Annotated in this window: 17 protein-coding genes; 11 read left to right on the top strand and 6 right to left on the bottom strand. The window is 40.3% G+C overall.

Going from position 1 to position 16,293, the window contains the following annotated elements:
* Positions 1 to 93: 93 nt before the first annotated feature.
* Together FHS10_RS15875 and FHS10_RS15880 are read left to right on the top strand one after the other, a co-directional pair.
* Positions 94 to 531: an Hsp20/alpha crystallin family protein gene (locus tag FHS10_RS15875; protein ID WP_259092217.1), complete on the top strand. Its 438-nt coding sequence runs from the start codon at positions 94 to 96 to the stop codon at positions 529 to 531.
* 113 nt (positions 532 to 644) lie between these two features.
* Complete coding sequence (locus tag FHS10_RS15880) at positions 645 to 1,556, top strand: SAM hydrolase/SAM-dependent halogenase family protein (RefSeq protein ID WP_259092218.1); 912 nt, start codon at positions 645 to 647, stop codon at positions 1,554 to 1,556.
* Between the two features lie 101 nt (positions 1,557 to 1,657).
* Here the strand turns inward: FHS10_RS15880 and FHS10_RS15885 are convergent, their stop codons facing one another.
* Entirely contained in the window at positions 1,658 to 2,071 is a 414-nt protein-coding gene (locus FHS10_RS15885; protein ID WP_259092220.1) for an organic hydroperoxide resistance protein, read from the bottom strand.
* Between the two features lie 823 nt (positions 2,072 to 2,894).
* Between FHS10_RS15885 and FHS10_RS15890 the strand changes: the two genes are divergently transcribed.
* The 5 genes from FHS10_RS15890 (at position 2,895) to FHS10_RS15910 (ending at position 7,135) form a co-directional block, all read left to right on the top strand.
* Positions 2,895 to 4,238, top strand: coding sequence for a PhoH family protein (locus FHS10_RS15890; protein WP_259092223.1), 1,344 nt, complete (start codon positions 2,895 to 2,897; stop codon positions 4,236 to 4,238).
* 120 nt (positions 4,239 to 4,358) lie between these two features.
* Positions 4,359 to 5,021 (top strand): MBL fold metallo-hydrolase, encoded by a 663-nt coding sequence (locus FHS10_RS15895; RefSeq protein WP_259092225.1) that lies wholly within the window; start codon positions 4,359 to 4,361, stop codon positions 5,019 to 5,021.
* A 35-nt stretch (positions 5,022 to 5,056) separates the two neighbouring features.
* Entirely contained in the window at positions 5,057 to 5,506 is a 450-nt protein-coding gene (locus tag FHS10_RS15900; RefSeq protein WP_259092227.1) for a GNAT family N-acetyltransferase, read from the top strand.
* A 193-nt stretch (positions 5,507 to 5,699) separates the two neighbouring features.
* On the top strand, positions 5,700 to 6,332 hold the full coding sequence (locus FHS10_RS15905) for an HAD family hydrolase (RefSeq protein ID WP_259092230.1): 633 nt from the start codon (positions 5,700 to 5,702) through the stop codon (positions 6,330 to 6,332).
* A 29-nt stretch (positions 6,333 to 6,361) separates the two neighbouring features.
* Positions 6,362 to 7,135 carry a DUF6438 domain-containing protein gene (locus FHS10_RS15910; RefSeq protein WP_259092232.1) on the top strand — a complete coding sequence of 258 codons (774 nt, stop codon included), beginning with the start codon at positions 6,362 to 6,364 and terminating at the stop codon, positions 7,133 to 7,135.
* A gap of 7 nt (positions 7,136 to 7,142) precedes the next feature.
* Here the strand turns inward: FHS10_RS15910 and FHS10_RS15915 are convergent, their stop codons facing one another.
* Positions 7,143 to 8,624: an ATP-binding protein gene (locus FHS10_RS15915; protein ID WP_259092242.1), complete on the bottom strand. Its 1,482-nt coding sequence runs from the start codon at positions 8,622 to 8,624 to the stop codon at positions 7,143 to 7,145.
* Between the two features lie 186 nt (positions 8,625 to 8,810).
* On the opposite strand from FHS10_RS15915, the gene FHS10_RS15920 reads away from it, so the two are divergent.
* Positions 8,811 to 9,200, top strand: a complete 390-nt coding sequence (locus tag FHS10_RS15920; RefSeq protein ID WP_259092244.1) for a hypothetical protein — start codon at positions 8,811 to 8,813, stop codon at positions 9,198 to 9,200.
* Here the strand turns inward: FHS10_RS15920 and FHS10_RS15925 are convergent.
* The 4 genes from FHS10_RS15925 to FHS10_RS15940 form a co-directional block, all read right to left on the bottom strand.
* Positions 9,197 to 9,517 (bottom strand): hypothetical protein, encoded by a 321-nt coding sequence (locus tag FHS10_RS15925; RefSeq protein ID WP_259092247.1) that lies wholly within the window; start codon positions 9,515 to 9,517, stop codon positions 9,197 to 9,199. The genes FHS10_RS15920 and FHS10_RS15925 overlap by 4 nt on opposite strands.
* A gap of 11 nt (positions 9,518 to 9,528) precedes the next feature.
* Entirely contained in the window at positions 9,529 to 9,999 is a 471-nt protein-coding gene (locus tag FHS10_RS15930; protein WP_259092249.1) for a ferritin-like domain-containing protein, read from the bottom strand.
* Between the two features lie 114 nt (positions 10,000 to 10,113).
* Entirely contained in the window at positions 10,114 to 10,485 is a 372-nt protein-coding gene (locus FHS10_RS15935) for a response regulator (protein WP_259092251.1), read from the bottom strand.
* 68 nt (positions 10,486 to 10,553) lie between these two features.
* Positions 10,554 to 13,556, bottom strand: a complete 3,003-nt coding sequence (locus tag FHS10_RS15940) for a PAS domain-containing sensor histidine kinase (RefSeq protein WP_259092254.1) — start codon at positions 13,554 to 13,556, stop codon at positions 10,554 to 10,556.
* A gap of 361 nt (positions 13,557 to 13,917) precedes the next feature.
* Here FHS10_RS15940 and kaiC point away from each other — a divergent pair, with 361 nt between their 5' ends.
* Genes kaiC through FHS10_RS15955 form a run of 3 tightly spaced genes read left to right on the top strand, consistent with a single transcriptional unit; the run spans position 13,918 to position 16,293 of the window.
* Positions 13,918 to 15,660 carry a circadian clock protein KaiC gene (gene kaiC, locus FHS10_RS15945; RefSeq protein WP_259092257.1) on the top strand — a complete coding sequence of 581 codons (1,743 nt, stop codon included), beginning with the start codon at positions 13,918 to 13,920 and terminating at the stop codon, positions 15,658 to 15,660.
* On the top strand, positions 15,660 to 15,947 hold the full coding sequence (locus tag FHS10_RS15950; RefSeq protein WP_259092259.1) for a circadian clock KaiB family protein: 288 nt from the start codon (positions 15,660 to 15,662) through the stop codon (positions 15,945 to 15,947). Before kaiC ends, FHS10_RS15950 begins: the two co-directional genes overlap by 1 nt.
* A gap of 10 nt (positions 15,948 to 15,957) precedes the next feature.
* On the top strand, positions 15,958 to 16,293 hold the full coding sequence (locus FHS10_RS15955; RefSeq protein ID WP_259092261.1) for a circadian clock KaiB family protein: 336 nt from the start codon (positions 15,958 to 15,960) through the stop codon (positions 16,291 to 16,293).

Raw genomic sequence — 16,293 nt, forward strand, 5'->3', positions numbered from 1 at the left:
TGTCGTGTATAATATTGATTTTATGTGTTGGTATAACAGTTGATTAATACTTCACGAAGTTAACAAAAACAAAAACTTAGAAAGATACATATCATGACATTAGTAAAATTTAACAACGGATTAAAAAACAACGCAAGGGGCCCATTCTTTAACGATGTATTCGATTCAATTTTAAACGATTCGTTTTTAGGCGATAAATTGGTTGCCCGTATCCCCGCTGTAAATATTGCCGAAACTGAAAATGAATTTGAAGTTGAGCTTGCAGTACCAGGTTTAAAGAAAGAAGATTTAAAAATAGCTTTAGATAAAAACATCTTAACCGTATCGGCCGAAAAGAAAACCGAAACTATTGAAGGTAAAAAATTCAGCAAACGTGAGTATAGCTATTACTCATTCAGCAGGTCATTCACCTTGCCAGAAAGTGCCGACCAATCAAAAATTGAAGCCGATTACACTGATGGTGTTTTGAAACTGACCATTGCCAAAAAAGAAGAAGCTAAATTTCAATCAAGAGAAATAGCTGTAAAATAATTTAAGACTGTTTTCATAAAGTAGTTAGTTTGGTTTGAAGGCCGTTCCCAATTGGGGCGGCCTTTTTTTGCGCTTAGTTACTTTTCTGGCGATTATTCCAAAAGCGTTACTAAATGATTATATTAGCTTCCATGAGCAAAAAACTACTCCTTATACTTTCCTTATTTATTTCCTATTGCAGTTATGCCCAAAACAAGATCGTTGTTTTTCAATCGGATTTTGGCTTGAAGGACGGCGCGGTATCGGCCATGAAAGGTGTGGCCATGGGTGTATCGCCACATTTGAAATTGTATGACCTTACACATGAAATTCCGGCTTATAACATATGGGAAGCCTCGTACCGTTTATACCAAACAGTAACCTATTGGCCGGCAGGTACCGTATTTGTATCGGTGGTAGATCCAGGCGTTGGTACTTCCCGCAAGTCAGTAGTGTTAAAAACCAATACCGGGCAATATATTGTTACGCCCGATAACGGAACTTTAACGCTGGTGTCTGAGTCGCTTGGTATAGCTGAGATTCGCCAGATAGACGAAAATGTAAACCGTCGGCGTGGATCCGAGAAATCATATACTTTTCACGGTCGCGATGTATATGCTTATACAGCCGCCCGTTTAGCTGCCGGCGTAATTACCTATGAGCAGGTTGGACCCGAACTGCCTAAAGAAGTAGTAAAATTACCTTACCAAAAAGCGGAATTGGAAAATGGAAAACTTAAAGGCACCATCGATATTTTAGATGTACAATACGGTAACCTTTGGACAAACATCGGCGATGACCTTATCAAACCATTAAACTTAAAAGTGGGCGATGTGCTGCATTTAATTGTTTACCACAATGGTAAAAAAGCCTATGAGGGCGATGCGCCATATAGCTCAACCTTTGGGCAGGTAGCCAAGGGCAAACCGTTAGCTTACCTTAATAGCTTGCTGCAATTATCATTTGCCTTAAACCAGGGCAGCTTTGCCGATGTATATAAAATTGGCAGCGGCAGCGAATGGAGTGTTTTGGTAAGTAGAAAGTAGTTGGCGGTTTGCAGTAAGCAGCTTTAAATATCAGTCGCCATTTAGTAGCTATGCATCGAGTCTTTGCTGCTAACTGAAAACTACCCACTGAAAACTGCCAACTAATCAGCAATTACCTTAACATCAATGTTACCCCTGGTGGCTTTTGAATAGGGGCAGCCTTTGTGGGCCGCGTCGGCCAGCTTTTGAGCTACATCCCAATCAATACCGGGGATATGTACATGTAATTCGGCAGAAAGGGCATAGGATGATGCGCCCTCTTTGTTGAAGGTGATATGTACATCAACCGTAGCCTGGGTAACGTTTACGCCGTCCCTTATGCCAACTGAGCCTAATGCACCCAGGTAACAGGCTCCCCAAGCGCCGGCAAATAATAACTCGGGATTGGCGTAACCATCTTCGCCACCCATCACTTTTGGTGCTTTCAGTTCCAGATCTATTACGCCATCTTCAGATTTTATGTGGCCGTCGCGACCGCCTTTTGCTGTTACTACAGCGGTATATATTTTTTCCATGATCAATTGCTCTTTTTTAAATCAACCGGAAAAGCATGGTTATGTTTGAATAAAGTGGAATTGTATGCTACCTGGTTTACCTGCAGCAGGGTTAACAAGTTGATTTAAATGGTACGCGCAATTCAAAATTAAAAATCATAATTGGCGACATTTAACAGAGAAAATTTACGATATTTTCAATTTTACGCATTTTTTGACTTTTAAAAACCTTCAATTTCCATTCAATGTGTGAATAAATGAGTTGTTGATAACGATGAACAATTACTATATTTTGATAAATAATATATTGTAAATCAACACATAGCATATGTTAGTAAAGGTACCACTGGTGTTAATAACCTGTTTATAACAAATTTATTTTTTTCTTGCCAAAACGTGATTATGTCCCGATATTGAAATCATCAAGAACGACGTACTTTGACAGCCTTTCAGGAAAACAGAAATTGAATCGGGCAAATCTTCGGAGGAGCTAAAGATCAAGTGAAGTTCACTGAGTCACATGAAAAAATGAAAATTACGAAAGTCTTTGAAAAAAGATTGTGATTAAAGGAGGTGCTGGAAACGATGCGGGGCTTTACGGAGACCCAAAACAGAACCAGTGATAATGCAGGAAATCAACCGTTCGCAAGAACAACAGATGGAAGGCTTATCCGTCATGGATACACAAAACTTGTTGCTACTGGGAAACTACGGTGGAGCAGTGGTTAGGAAACGGGAGTTCAAATCGAAAGAGGAGGCTCCCGTTTTCGCTTTTACAAGGTTTTTTTGTTTAGGATGACGTTTTCGTTTTAAACATATCTTAAAAAACCTAATTTAGTGGGATATGAATAAGGACGGCCAGCGTAACCAGAAGAAAATATTCGTTTTAGATACCTCTGTGATCCTTTACGATCACAATGCCTTTCAAAACTTCCAGGAGCATGATGTAGCCATACCTATACAGGTATTGGAAGAGCTTGATAACAAAAAGAACGGCAACGATACCCGCAATTTTGAAGCCCGCAGCTTTATCCGCCTCATGGACGAATTTTCGCGCAACACCATGGTGAACGATTGGATTCCGCTTAACGGCAAAAGCAAAGGCAGCTTTAAAGTGGCCATGGATGTTAAAACCACCGGTTTAAATGCCGAAGAAGTTTTTGGCTCCGAAAAAACAGATCACCGCATCCTGAATACCGCTCTTGGCTTGCAGGAAGAATACCCCAACAAAAAAGTGGTGCTGGTATCAAAAGATATTTGCCTGCGCTTAAAGGCCAAAGCGCTTAACCTGCATGCCGAAGACTATGAAACCGGAAAAATCAAAAACCTGGCCGAGCTTTACACCGGCAAAACCGATGTAGATAAGGTAACAGAAAAACTGATTACCCAGCTTAACAAACAAGAAAACCTGCCAGCCGAAAGTTTAAGTGTGCCCAGTTACACCAATAACCACTTTTATATACTAAAAAGCAAAAAAAATGACGTAGCGGGTTTTTACAACGCGCAAACCCAACAGTTAGAGAAAGTGACCGAGCAGCCAGTGTTCAATATTTCGCCCCGGAATATTGAGCAGGCATTTGCCATCCACGCCTTACTGCACCCGGATATTAAACTGGTGACCATACAAGGTAATGCCGGCACAGGCAAAACACTGCTGGCCCTGGCCAGTGCGCTGGAGCAACGAAAATTTTACCGGCAGATATTTGTTACCCGCCCTATAGTGCCTTTAAGCAATAAAGATATTGGCTTTTTACCCGGCGATATTAAATCAAAAATTGACCCATACATGGCACCAATATGGGATAACCTCAAATTCATTAAAGATCAGTTTGCTGATGATGATAAAATGCAGGCCAAAATTGATGAACTGGTAACTAACGATAAGATCTCGATAGCACCACTGGCTTTTATCCGTGGCCGTACGCTTAGCAAAATTTTCTTTATAGTTGATGAAGCGCAAAACCTTACCCCACACGAGGTAAAAACTATTATATCCCGCGCTGGCGAGAATAGTAAATTTGTATTCACCGGTGATATTTACCAGATAGATACCCCATATCTTGACGCTGAAAGTAACGGATTGTCATACCTGATTGATAAAGCTAAAGGTCATCCGCTTTATGCCCATATCACTTTACAAAAAGGGGAGCGGAGCGAACTGGCTAATTTGGCTACGGAATTGCTTTAACACGATTTATCGATTTTACAGGATTAGCAGGATTTAAAAATGTTAAACTTTATAAATCCTGCGCTGTATATTATATTGAAGTTAATCCTTTAAATCTTTTTAAAATCCTATAAATCGTGTATGAAGATCACCAAATACCTCCATTCCTGTCTTGTATTTGAGCTTGATGGTTATAAACTATTGTTCGATCCCGGTAAATTTTCTTTTGCAGAAGGTGAGGTTACCGCGGAGATGTTTAAAGATGTAAATGCGGTTATTATTACACACATCCACCCTGATCATTACGATGTTAAAATATTAAAAGAGATTTTAACGTTGAGTGGGGCAATTGTAATCACCAACACTCAAATTGGTGCCGATCTTGATAAAGCAGGTATTGTTTATACCATATTAGAAGAAGGTACAGCAAATTTCGGCCCTTTTATCCTCAAAGCTTTCCCGGTGGCGCACGAACCCATAATGGACAATCCCTTACCGCAAATGACGGGTTTTATCATCAACGACAAAGTATTGCACCCGGTTGATTCCATGGAGGATAAGCTATTGGAATATAAAGGCATCGAGTTGTTGTTAATGGTAACAATGGCGCCGTTCGCCAACGAACTTCGTATCTCGGGCTTTGCCGACAGGCTGGAACCCAAACAGATTTTGCCGGTTCATGATGGGTATGCCAAAGAGTTTTTCATTAAACAGCGCTACACGGCTTACGGCAAACACTTTGACAAACGGGGTATTAAATTTCACGAGATCTATAAAGTAGGCGATGGTATAACTATTTCATAGTTATATATTTACAGCCCACAGTTAAATCACCTAATATGCAAATCAAGCAGATTTCTATAGTCGACTACCAATTGGTTACCGGTTTGTTTAACCAATACAGGGTATTTTACAAACAAGTGTCAGATATTGCCCTTGCTGAAAGCTACATTAAAAACAGGCTTGAGCATAATGAGTCGGTTATTTTTGTGGCAATTGATGGTGATGAGCCGGTTGGATTTACCCAACTTTATCCGCTGCTATCATCGGTAAGGGCAACTAAGAACTGGTTATTGAATGACCTGTTTGTTGATGCTGCCCATCGTAAACAAGGTATTGGAGAAGCTTTACTACAAACAGCATATGATTTTGCCAAAAGCCATGGTGCAACATTTATTGAACTGGAAACCTCGGTTGATAATTTTACCGCGCAAAGTTTATATGAAGCTACCGGTTTTGTAAGGCAGCCGGCCAACACAACTTCATATTATTATCGTAAGGCTATTTAACTAATTTGGCATAAAATAAAAAAGTCCCCGCTTCTTACGGCGGAGACCTCTATGGAACCAACCTCCTGCTAAGCTGGCCCACATTAACCTTATCACACTTCAAAAGTGAAGATTAATAATGAAGAAAACATGAACTTCGTTTTCACAGCTTGGGTTAATTTTACATCTTTAGAAAAAACATCATTTACCCTATATGCTAAAGCCCGATAGCCTCATTTTTGACATGGACGGAACCCTTTGGGATGCCGTTGACACTTACGCCAACTCCTGGAACCTCACTTTCGAAAAATTACAAATTCAACGCATCATAAACAGGAATGAGTTAGTGGGCTTAATGGGGATGGAAGGTAAAAAACTCACCAAGGTGCTCATGCCCGATTTTGATGACGATAAGGCCCTGGATGTTTACCTTGATGTTAATGAAACCCGCCGGCAAATATTGCCAACCAGCGGTGGCAACGTGTACCCTGGCGTTACCGAGGGAATTAAGCGGTTAGCAACAAAATATAAGGTGCTTGTTTTAAGCAACTGCGCGATTGGTATCATCCCATTATTTATTAAATGGGCTGGTATTGAGGATGTTGTTACCGATTATATGGCTTACGGCGAAAACAATATGCCAAAACACCATAATATGCGTTTATTGATGGATAAACATCAGCTTGAAAACCCGGTTTATATTGGCGATACGCAAGGTGACGCTGAGCAGACACGTATGGCAGGTATACCATTTATATTTGTAAGCTACGGATTTGGCCATACCGGGGATTTTGATCTGAAGTTTGATGATTTTGAATCATTAACGGATTATTATATGAGCTTATAAACGGGTAGCAAGCCCGGTAAATTTACACAATGCTAAAACGCGGAATATATTTGTTGTTATTTGTGCTGATGACTGGCAATGCCTATGCCCAACGGGTAAAACTTGATTCTATCCGGTGGATTAATAAGGATCTGGGACATCTTTATTTTTCACGAGGGCACGTTTACTTTAATTTTGTTGGTTTTGATAAAGAGAAAAAAAACTACGCAGTAGTAAAAGATACCCTGTTGCTAACAGACACCTATACATCCAGCGCTGATAATTTTAAGGTAAAGCACCACATTAACGCGAAGTTCCTGATCAAGGATTTAACCAATAGCAGGCTTTACTTAAAAGCCATCGATTCAAATGCTATAGTATTAGCCGGGCCGGATACTTACCTGTTCACCAATTTTAAAAATAGTTATGATAAGGATGCAGGGTTCTCTAAAATCCGATTTTTATCATCTACCTGCCACGGTGATTGCCCCCAGTTAGAAATTACCGTTTTGGCTAATGGCGATTATCATTTAAGAGGAGGGGAGTATGCCGAACCTTTTAAGGGTGAGTTTACGGGAAAATTATCGCCACGCCAACTTGATACTTTAAATTACTGGGTGAAACATAGCGAGCTCAAAAAAATGTATAACTGGCAGCAAGCTGATACTGTAGCCGACGCGCCAAATTATTATTTCGAGATTGATTTTGAAAAAAGCAAAAAGAAATTGAGTATCACCACCAACCAACCGCCGTTAAACATAGCAGATTTGATTGAGTTTATGGTATCATCCTATAAAAAGATACATTTAACACCGGTTAAATAATATGGTATTAAGCGGGAATACTGAAATAAAATGTAGAACCGCTGCCTTCAATACTTTCTACCCAGATTTTACCGTGGTGGGAATGAATGATCTCGCTGGATAAATATAAGCCTATACCAAAGCCAGACACATTCCGTATTTTTTCATTATCCGCTCTATAAAAACGCTGAAATACTTTTTTTTGATCTTTGGGTTTAATGCCAACGCCTTCATCCGTTACAGCTACCCGCAAGCCTTCAGTAGTAAATGTACTGTTTACCAGTATTTTGCTCCCCCTGGCCGAATACTTAACGGCGTTACTTAAAAAATTATTCAATACCTGGCCAATCTTTCCTCTATCAGCTGTAACATTTAAAACCATCGAACCATCAAAAATTACAGTATGGTTATGGTTTGATTGTAAAAGCTCGGCAATACAATCGGCTATTAGCCGGTTCATATCAAACACTTCGGGTTTGGTTTGCAGCTTGCCCGATTCCAGTTTGGAAAGATCAAGAAAACCATGGATCAGATCGGTCATTTTATTGATCTGCGTATTGGCCTTCGCTAATGCGTTATGAATAAAAGCATCTTCAGATGCTTCCAGCTTTTTTGCCAGGAGCTGCACATATGATTTGATTGATGTAAGCGGCGTTTTTAACTCGTGGCTGGCCATTGCAATAAAATCATTTTTCCTGATCTCATCACGTTTATTTTCGGTAACGTCAATCACGGTTCCCAGCATTCTTGTTGGTTTACCATCTCTATCAGTTACCAATTTGCCTTTAACACTTATCCAATGTATAGAAGAGTTGGGCCAGGCTATCCGTACATCGTAAGCGTAAACTCCTGTTTTTATTGAATCGTTAAAGGCGTTCATCACAGCTGATCTATCTTCTGGCAATACTTGCGTATTAAATGCTTCTCTTGAAGACAGCATCGTATCTGCCGGATGACCTAATAGTTCAACCAACTGCGGCGAACATAAACTCAGCTCATCTTTAAATTCCCAGTCGAAAGTAGCAAAGCCGGTAGCTTCTGCGGCAAGCCTAAGCCGATGCTCACTTTCGGTAGCTTCCTGCCTTGCGTTAACTTCACCGGTAATCTCCACAATGGTATTTAAAATATACATCTCGTTACCCTCGCCGCAATAAAAAGGCGCGTTACTGCAAGACCAATACCTTATTTTATAATCACCGGTATCCGGATCGCGGGTGTCATATCGATAAGATGGGATATCGATTTTTTGTTTTGTTTCTACAACTTTGCTGAACGTTTTACGGGCGCCCGTTTCATCGTTAGGGTCGTGATCATCATCCGGAAAAACCTGGAAAAAACCTTTACCGATAATCAGTTCCCTTGTAGCATTGGTTATGGATAAATAAGCGTCGCTGGCGGCAACTATAGTAAAACGGGGTGCATCGGCCTTAACCAACAAAGAACCCGGCGATTTTTCAAAAATGATCCTGAAAATTTCGTCGGACAAGGCATTTGGTAGTTCGGCACACATTGATGTAGATTTTAGGTATTTAAGCTAAAAGTTATACTTTAAACTTGAAAGAAGTAATATTAGTAATAATATTTTTATTTAATCTGAAAGAAATGGCAATGATCTATAATTAAACCTGATTTTATTTGAGATATCTTATCGGCTTAATTTTAAGTTTTGTAGTTTTAGATAATTAAAACATCGTATATGAAAACCCGTACCCGAATTATTTTATTGTTGGTTGTATTGCTATTGCTTGGCGGCTTCTTTTATTACCGTTTTTACTTTGTTTTTGGCGAAGGCGCCAAAGCGGGCACAATGAATTATTTTGTTAAAAAAGGTTACCTATTTAAAACATATGAAGGCCGGCTCATACAAAATGGCATCCGTACCCAAACCCAGGGAACTATAGCCTCAAATGAATTTATGTTTTCTGTTACCGACGAGAAAGTAGCGCAGCAACTGAATAACAATGCCGGATCATACCTTGAGCTTCACTATAAAGAGTACCTGCATACATTACCCTGGAGAGGGGTAAGTGTATTTGTTGTAGATAGTATAATATCTGCTAAACCGTTAAGCCCGGTAACGCCTTAAAGCTCGTCGGCTTTACCCGAGTTTGCTTCGCGAATTTTATTTAAATTAAAAACCAGTTTACCGCCTTTGTTATTGGCTTTTATAAGGCCTTTATCAAAAAGGTAGTTCAAAATATCGTCGGCGTTTTTTTGATGAGTTGCGGGGCTTGTGCCGGGCTCAAGCGAACTTAGTTTCCGGGCCACTTCATCAGCCGTGGCCTCTTCAAGGTGGGCAAGTGCAAACACCACATTGTTTTGTGCACAAGCGCCGGCATCGTACTCGTGCGGTACATGCAGGGGCTTATATTCTTCCAAAAAATCCTGGTCGGCAGTATTCATTTTCCGCAATTTTAAACTGTAACAGAATCTCTTAAACCTTTAATAGTGTCATGGGCTGTTTTAAAACCGTTTAATTGCCAGGCCAGCAGGTTTACAACTTTATCATCTTCCCAAATCAGTTCTTTATCGTCCTGAGCTTTGCGGTAGTATTTTATAATAATATCTTCACCATATTCGCAATCGCTTAAAATGCCGTGTTTATCCTTGTTGATAAATGCCGCTTTTAAATTTACCCAGGTATGATAAAATTTGCCGGATAGCGTAGTGCCATCGGCAGGCTGACCGCCCAATACGTGTATATATTCTTTTAGCTCGGTAACGTAATTTTTGCTTTGATCAATGTGCTCATTAAAAAGCAAAACCAGGTTGGTGTCGTCGGTATCTTCCAATGCCTTTTGATAGCCTGTTATACGGTTATTATTTATTTTAATCAGATCGTTAAGTGCCGAGATCTGGTGTTGAATATGCTGTAATACTCCCATGATGCATTCTTTTTGAATAGCAACAATGGTTAAGTATTAATGTTTTATTTTTTAAGTATCAGGTAGTTAGTATCTGGTATCAGGATTTTATTATTACTGACAAATAATACCGGTTTAGCTGCCAGGTACAAGTAACGAGATCTTTTTGAGCAGCTCATCCATTTCAAAAGGTTTTGCTAAAAAGTCATCGGCACCAGCGGCAATGGCAGAGTCTTTTACATCGCGACTGGCCGAGATCATGATCACCGGGATATTTTTGGTTGACTCCAGTTGTTTCAACTTTTTACAAATGTCGCGGCCATCTTCGCCACTCATCCATATGTCTAACAGCAGCAAATCCGGCAGTTCATCTTTCATATCAAACACCGTAGAACCATCAACTGTTGATGTTACCTCATAGCCCTCAAACTCCAACAGTATTTCTATCGCATCTACAATACCCGGATCATCATCGGCTATCATGATCTTTTTATTTTTTTGGTTCATAATTGATATCGGCTTAATAAAGCCGGTAGTATATAAATAAACTATTTATTGTGCCTAATAAAGCAACCTTAACTGCCGTTACCATCTGCCGGTAATGAAAAGCAAAAAGTAGAACCCTTTCCTTCAATGCTGTTCACCCACATTTTGCCGCCTTCCCGTTTAATGATCTCCGACGAAATGTATAATCCTAAGCCCAACCCGGGGAAAGTATGTTGTTTATTGCCGCTTACACGGTAAAATTGTTCAAAAACCTTGTCTTGTTTGTCTTCGGGAATACCAATCCCAAAATCCTGCACGCAAACTATAGCCTCATTATCTTCTAACTTGGTGCTTATGATAATCTTATCGGTATGCGGACTATATTTTATAGCATTTGTTATCAAATTGGTAATCACCTGGCTAATACGGTCTTTATCTGAATAAATTTGACCGGTTGCGCTAAAATCCGCTATCAATTTATGTTTTTGGGTGGTATGCTGTAAATCGTCTACAGTTTCTTTAATTACCTGGTTAAAATCAAACCAAACCTTGTTAAACTGCAACCTGCCCGAATTGATCTTGGTAACATCCAATAAATCGCCTATTAAATTGGTTAACCGGTTTACCTGGGCATCCATACGGGTAACCATATCGGCTTTTTTGTGTTCGCCTTCTTTAGTTAACATAGCCCCGAGTACCTGCGCATATGCTTTGATGCTGGTAACGGGTGTTTTTAATTCATGACTGGCAATACCCAAAAAATCATCTTTTTGACGTTGCATCTGTTTCTGCTCATCAATATCAGTATTGGTGCCAAACCATTTGATGATTTTGCCATCATTTATAAAGGGTAAAGCCTGTGCAAGATGCCATTTATAGATCCCGTTTTTGTCCTCTAACCTAAATTCAAACTGGTAAATATCTCCGGTTTGCAATGAGCTTGTCCATGTTGCCATGCAGCCTTCCTGATCATCGGGGTGCACCCTGGTTAGCCATGAGGCCCCGGCAACTTCGTCGGCAGGCAAGTTAAAATAATCAACAGCCCGTTTGTTCACATAATCAAGCGTACCATCTGTACGTGCCGTCCATAACTGCACGGGCATAAAATCGGTAACAAACTCAAATTGGCTTATCTGGTCACTTAATTCTTCGTTTTTTAACTTTAGTTTTTGTTCGGCAATGGTTAAATCAGTGATATCGGTACATGAGCCAATATATCCGGTAAATCCTCCGTCGGTATTAAATTGAGGATTACCAATGGCGATGCATGATCTTATTTCACCATCGCCGCGGATTATTCTAAAATCTACCTCATAACTACTTCTGGCTGCAAGATCACTAAGAAATTTTTCGCCGGCACGTTGTCTGTCTTCAGGTACTATCGCGTTTGTCCACCCTGCGCCAAGATGTTCTTCATAAGGTTTGCCTGTCCAGTCAATCCACGTTTGGTTAAGGTAAACAATACTACCAAACTCATCAGACATCCAAAGCGCTATGGGCGAGGCATCGGTAATATTTTTCAATAAAGCTTCGCTATCTGTGAGCGCTTTTTTATCAGCTATCTCGCGTCGTAAATCCCGGGCAACGCTGGCGCGTCCCTGTGGTTTTCCGGTAACGGAATCATATACCAGCATGGTGGTACCCAATACAGGGATGGCCTCACCGGTTTCAAAATGTTTATAGTTTATCTCGCCGCTCCATTTACCGTCCCGCATCAGGCTCTTATTGATTTTATTAGCCAGTTTGGCGGTTTCACCCGGCATAATATACTGGCTGTTGTGGCGCTCTAACTCCTGCTGGCTTTTAATACCAAGCATCATTCTGCCGGCTGCATTTACATAGCTCACGTTACCATCCAGGTCACTTAAACTCACAAAATCTGAACTATGATCAATAAGCGTGAGTAGTTTATATTGTTCATTATGGGCTATTTTTTCAGGTCGAAGATCACGGGCAACGGATGCCATTCCAATGGGCTCACCGGTTAAAGGATCATCTATTCTGAAAGCATTTAAATAAACGGGGATGGGCTGTCCGGTTTGAAAATGGCGATATCGTACTTCGCCTTTCCAGTTACCTGTTTGCTGTACTGCCAATATCAGTTGATCATCTACAGTATCCTTATCATCTCCATAAAAATAATCAACCCCTGGCCTCAACGCCGCCCTGGTATCTTCTATGCCAAGAATTCCGTAACCAGCTTTATTGATATAAGTAACATCGCCATTCATGGCTCCAACTGCAATAACATCTGCGGTGCTATCAACAAGGGCAATTAGTTTTTGCTGTTCCTGCCTGTCAAGTTGTTCACGCGTTACATCCTGTACAATACCGGCAAAACGCCATAATTCGTTATCCTGATTAAAATATGCCCGTCCTTTGCACCTGATCCAGTGTTTGAGCTTGTCATTGTCATCAATTGTTCTGAACGTAATATCATAGTTACCGCCTGATTTAAAATCATAAGCGGTAGCTACAGCCTGTTTTAGCCGCTCGGCATCATCCGGATGTACATATTTTAAAAGACCGTCATAAGTGATTTCGGCATCTTTTGCGTAGCCACAAAGTACCTTACAACGTTCATCCCAAATAACAATTCTTTGCGGTGGGTAAAGGTCCCAGGTGCCAATATCTGCAGCTTCTAAGGTAAATTGTTTACGCTCCTCGCTTTCTTTTAGCTGCAACCGGGTTGATACCAATTCGGTAACATCGGTAGCTGTATTTAAAACTCCCCATACCTGCCCCTGGCTATTTTTCATTGGAGTAAATACAAAGTTGAAATAAAAGATCTGGAGCTGGTTATTTACAACAAGGTCAACCCGTGCTTCTGTAGCTTCATAAACGTTGCCGGTTTGGTAAACATCGTTCAGGATCTTGAAGATCTGCTGCGTTTTTAACTCGGGTAAAACGTCAAAATACGGCCTATTAGTTACTTCATCACCTTTGCCCCATATTTTAACTATTGATTTGTTGGCTATTTTAATTGTTAACTCCTTGCCAACATATAAACCAACCGGGCTCGGCGACTGCTCAATAAGTGTTTGGAAAATATGCTCGTTATTCAGAAAATCCTGGTCTGTTGAGATATTCATCTGAAAGTTAATTACGTAAATATAGGTCTTAAATTGATACGGATACTAACTAAAAAACGGGCAATTTGCATGTTTGGTTTTTAGCATAAAGTTTTATTGCCACAATTAACTTTACCACCGGATCTTTTAAATTAATTAAAAAGATAATAAATATATTATTTGTTTATTTGTTATTTGAATTTCGGGTCTATATTTAGTGTTAATTTATTGGCAAGACAAATGTGCTGTTAATCAATTTAATATTAAGATAACCGTAATAAATTATTGACAATTAAAACAATTTGGCCCGCAAAACATTATTCACCAATTAAAATTAAAGTAGGCGTTTTAAATGATACAGGCCGACAAAACCTTGTTTACTATGACAAATTTTCATAAACAACAAAAAAATAATTTTACAATGTTACCTAAAACCCCTACGGGCATAACGGGATTAGATGAAATAACAGGCGGCGGTTTACCTAAAGGCAGGCCATCATTAATTTGCGGTGAAGCTGGTTGTGGCAAAACGCTGATGTCGCTTGAGTTTATAATTCGCGGTGCTATGGAATTTCATGAGCCTGGTGTTTTTATGGCTTTTGAAGAAAAAGCAGAAGAGCTTACCCAAAACGTTGCTTCACTGGGTTTTGATTTAAATAAACTGCAACAGGAAAAGCTGGTAAAAATTGACCACGTACATATTGACCGCAGTGAAATTGAAGAGACGGGTGAATATGACCTGGAAGGCTTGTTTATACGCCTGGGGTACGCTATAGATAGCATTGGTGCTAAACGTGTGGTACTTGACACCCTCGAAAACCTGTTTTCGGGCTTATCAGATACTGCCATTTTACGTGCCGAGTTGCGAAGGCTATTTAATTTTCTGAAAGAAAAAGGAGTTACCGCCATTATCACCGGTGAAAAAGGGGACGGAAGTTCTTTAACCCGACAAGGATTGGAAGAATACGTATCTGATTGTGTGATATTGCTTGATCATAGGGTGATCAATCAGATTTCTACCCGAAGATTGCGTGTAGTAAAATACCGCGGCTCGCAGCATGGCACCAATGAATATCCCTTTTTGATTGATGAAGAAGGCATCTCTGTATTGCCGGTTACCTCTTTAAAATTAGAAAAAGAGGTATCATCAGAAAGAGTATCATCGGGTATTGCCGCGTTGGATGACATGTTAGGTGGCAAGGGCTTCTTTAAAGGCAGCAGCGTACTTGTATCGGGTACGGCTGGTACAGGTAAAACCAGTATCGCGGCTTATTTTGCCAATGAAACCTGTAGCCAGGGTAAAAAGTGCCTGTATTTCGCTTTTGAAGAGTCGCCAAAGCAAATCGTTCGTAACATGAAATCCATTAATGTCGATCTGCAAAAGCACATTGACAAAGGTTCATTGCAATTTTTCGCCTCGCGGCCCACGCTTTATGGTTTAGAAATGCACCTGGTTGCCATGTACAAAATGATCCATAAATTTAAGCCAGACGCAGTGGTGCTTGACCCAATAACCAATTTGATTACAGTTGGATCGGTAAGCGAGGTAAAATCGATGCTGGTTAGGCTTATTGATTTTTTACAGGAGATGCAGATCACGGTAATGTTTACCGCATTATCGCTCAATACTATTGTAAGCGAGCAGACGGACGAAGGTGTATCATCCCTGGTAGATGCCTGGCTGCTTGTACGCGATATTGAATATAACGGCGAGCGCAATCGTGGCATGTACATCATGAAATCGCGGGGGATGAAGCACTCTAACCAGGTACGTGAATTTATTATCACCGATAAAGGACTTGATTTGGTTGAGGTTTATCTTGGCCCGGAAGGCGTACTGACCGGTTCGGCACGTGAAGCACAAAAATTACGGGAAAAAACGGGCGTTGCCTTACGGGATTTTGCAGTATCACGCAAAGACAAGGAGATCATGCGCAAACGTAAAATGCTGGAATCAAAAATATCAACCTTGCAGGCTGAATTTGAATCGACAGAAGAAGAACTCAATAAGATTTACTTTGAAGAACAACTGAAAGAGGAGATCATTGAAAAAAACAGAGCTGAAATGACCAATTTGAGAAAAGGAGCCATTGATGCCGAGAACCAGATAAGGAGCAAAAAATAATGGAAGAGGAAGCGATAAATTACGAGTTGAGATTATATGTAGCGGGCAAGACAGCTAAGTCTGTCGCGGCGCTGGCTAATCTTAAAAAATATTGTGAAGAACACTTAAAGGGGCAATACGTTATAGAGGTGATTGATTTGCTGGTACAGCCCCAGCTTGCCGAGGGCGACCAGATATTTGCCATCCCAACGTTGGTGCGCAAAGTGCCTGAACCGATACGTAAAATAATAGGAGATCTGTCAAACGAAGAGAAGGTTTTGGTAGGTTTAAACATAAGGCCGCGTTAATACAATATAAATGTCAGAACAAGAACAATTGCCGTTATCTGCTGATAACCTGAATTATGACCATGATGATCATGTTTTCCGGTTGCGCTTGTTTGTAACAGGGGCTTCGCCAAACTCGTCGCGGGCGATAAGCAATTTGAAGGATATTTGCGAAACCTATTTAAAAGGGAATTACGAATTAGAGATCATTGATGTTTATCAACAACCGTTGATAGCCGAGAGTGAGCAAATTATAGCCTTGCCTTTATTGATAAAGAAGGCACCCGGAGTTGAGAGGCGCCTGATAGGCGATATGAGTAATAAAACAAAAGTTTTGCGCGGATTGGGTTTACCGGTTGAAAATTAA

Source organism: Mucilaginibacter dorajii (assembly GCF_024808255.1).
GTDB lineage: Bacteria > Bacteroidota > Bacteroidia > Sphingobacteriales > Sphingobacteriaceae > Mucilaginibacter > Mucilaginibacter dorajii.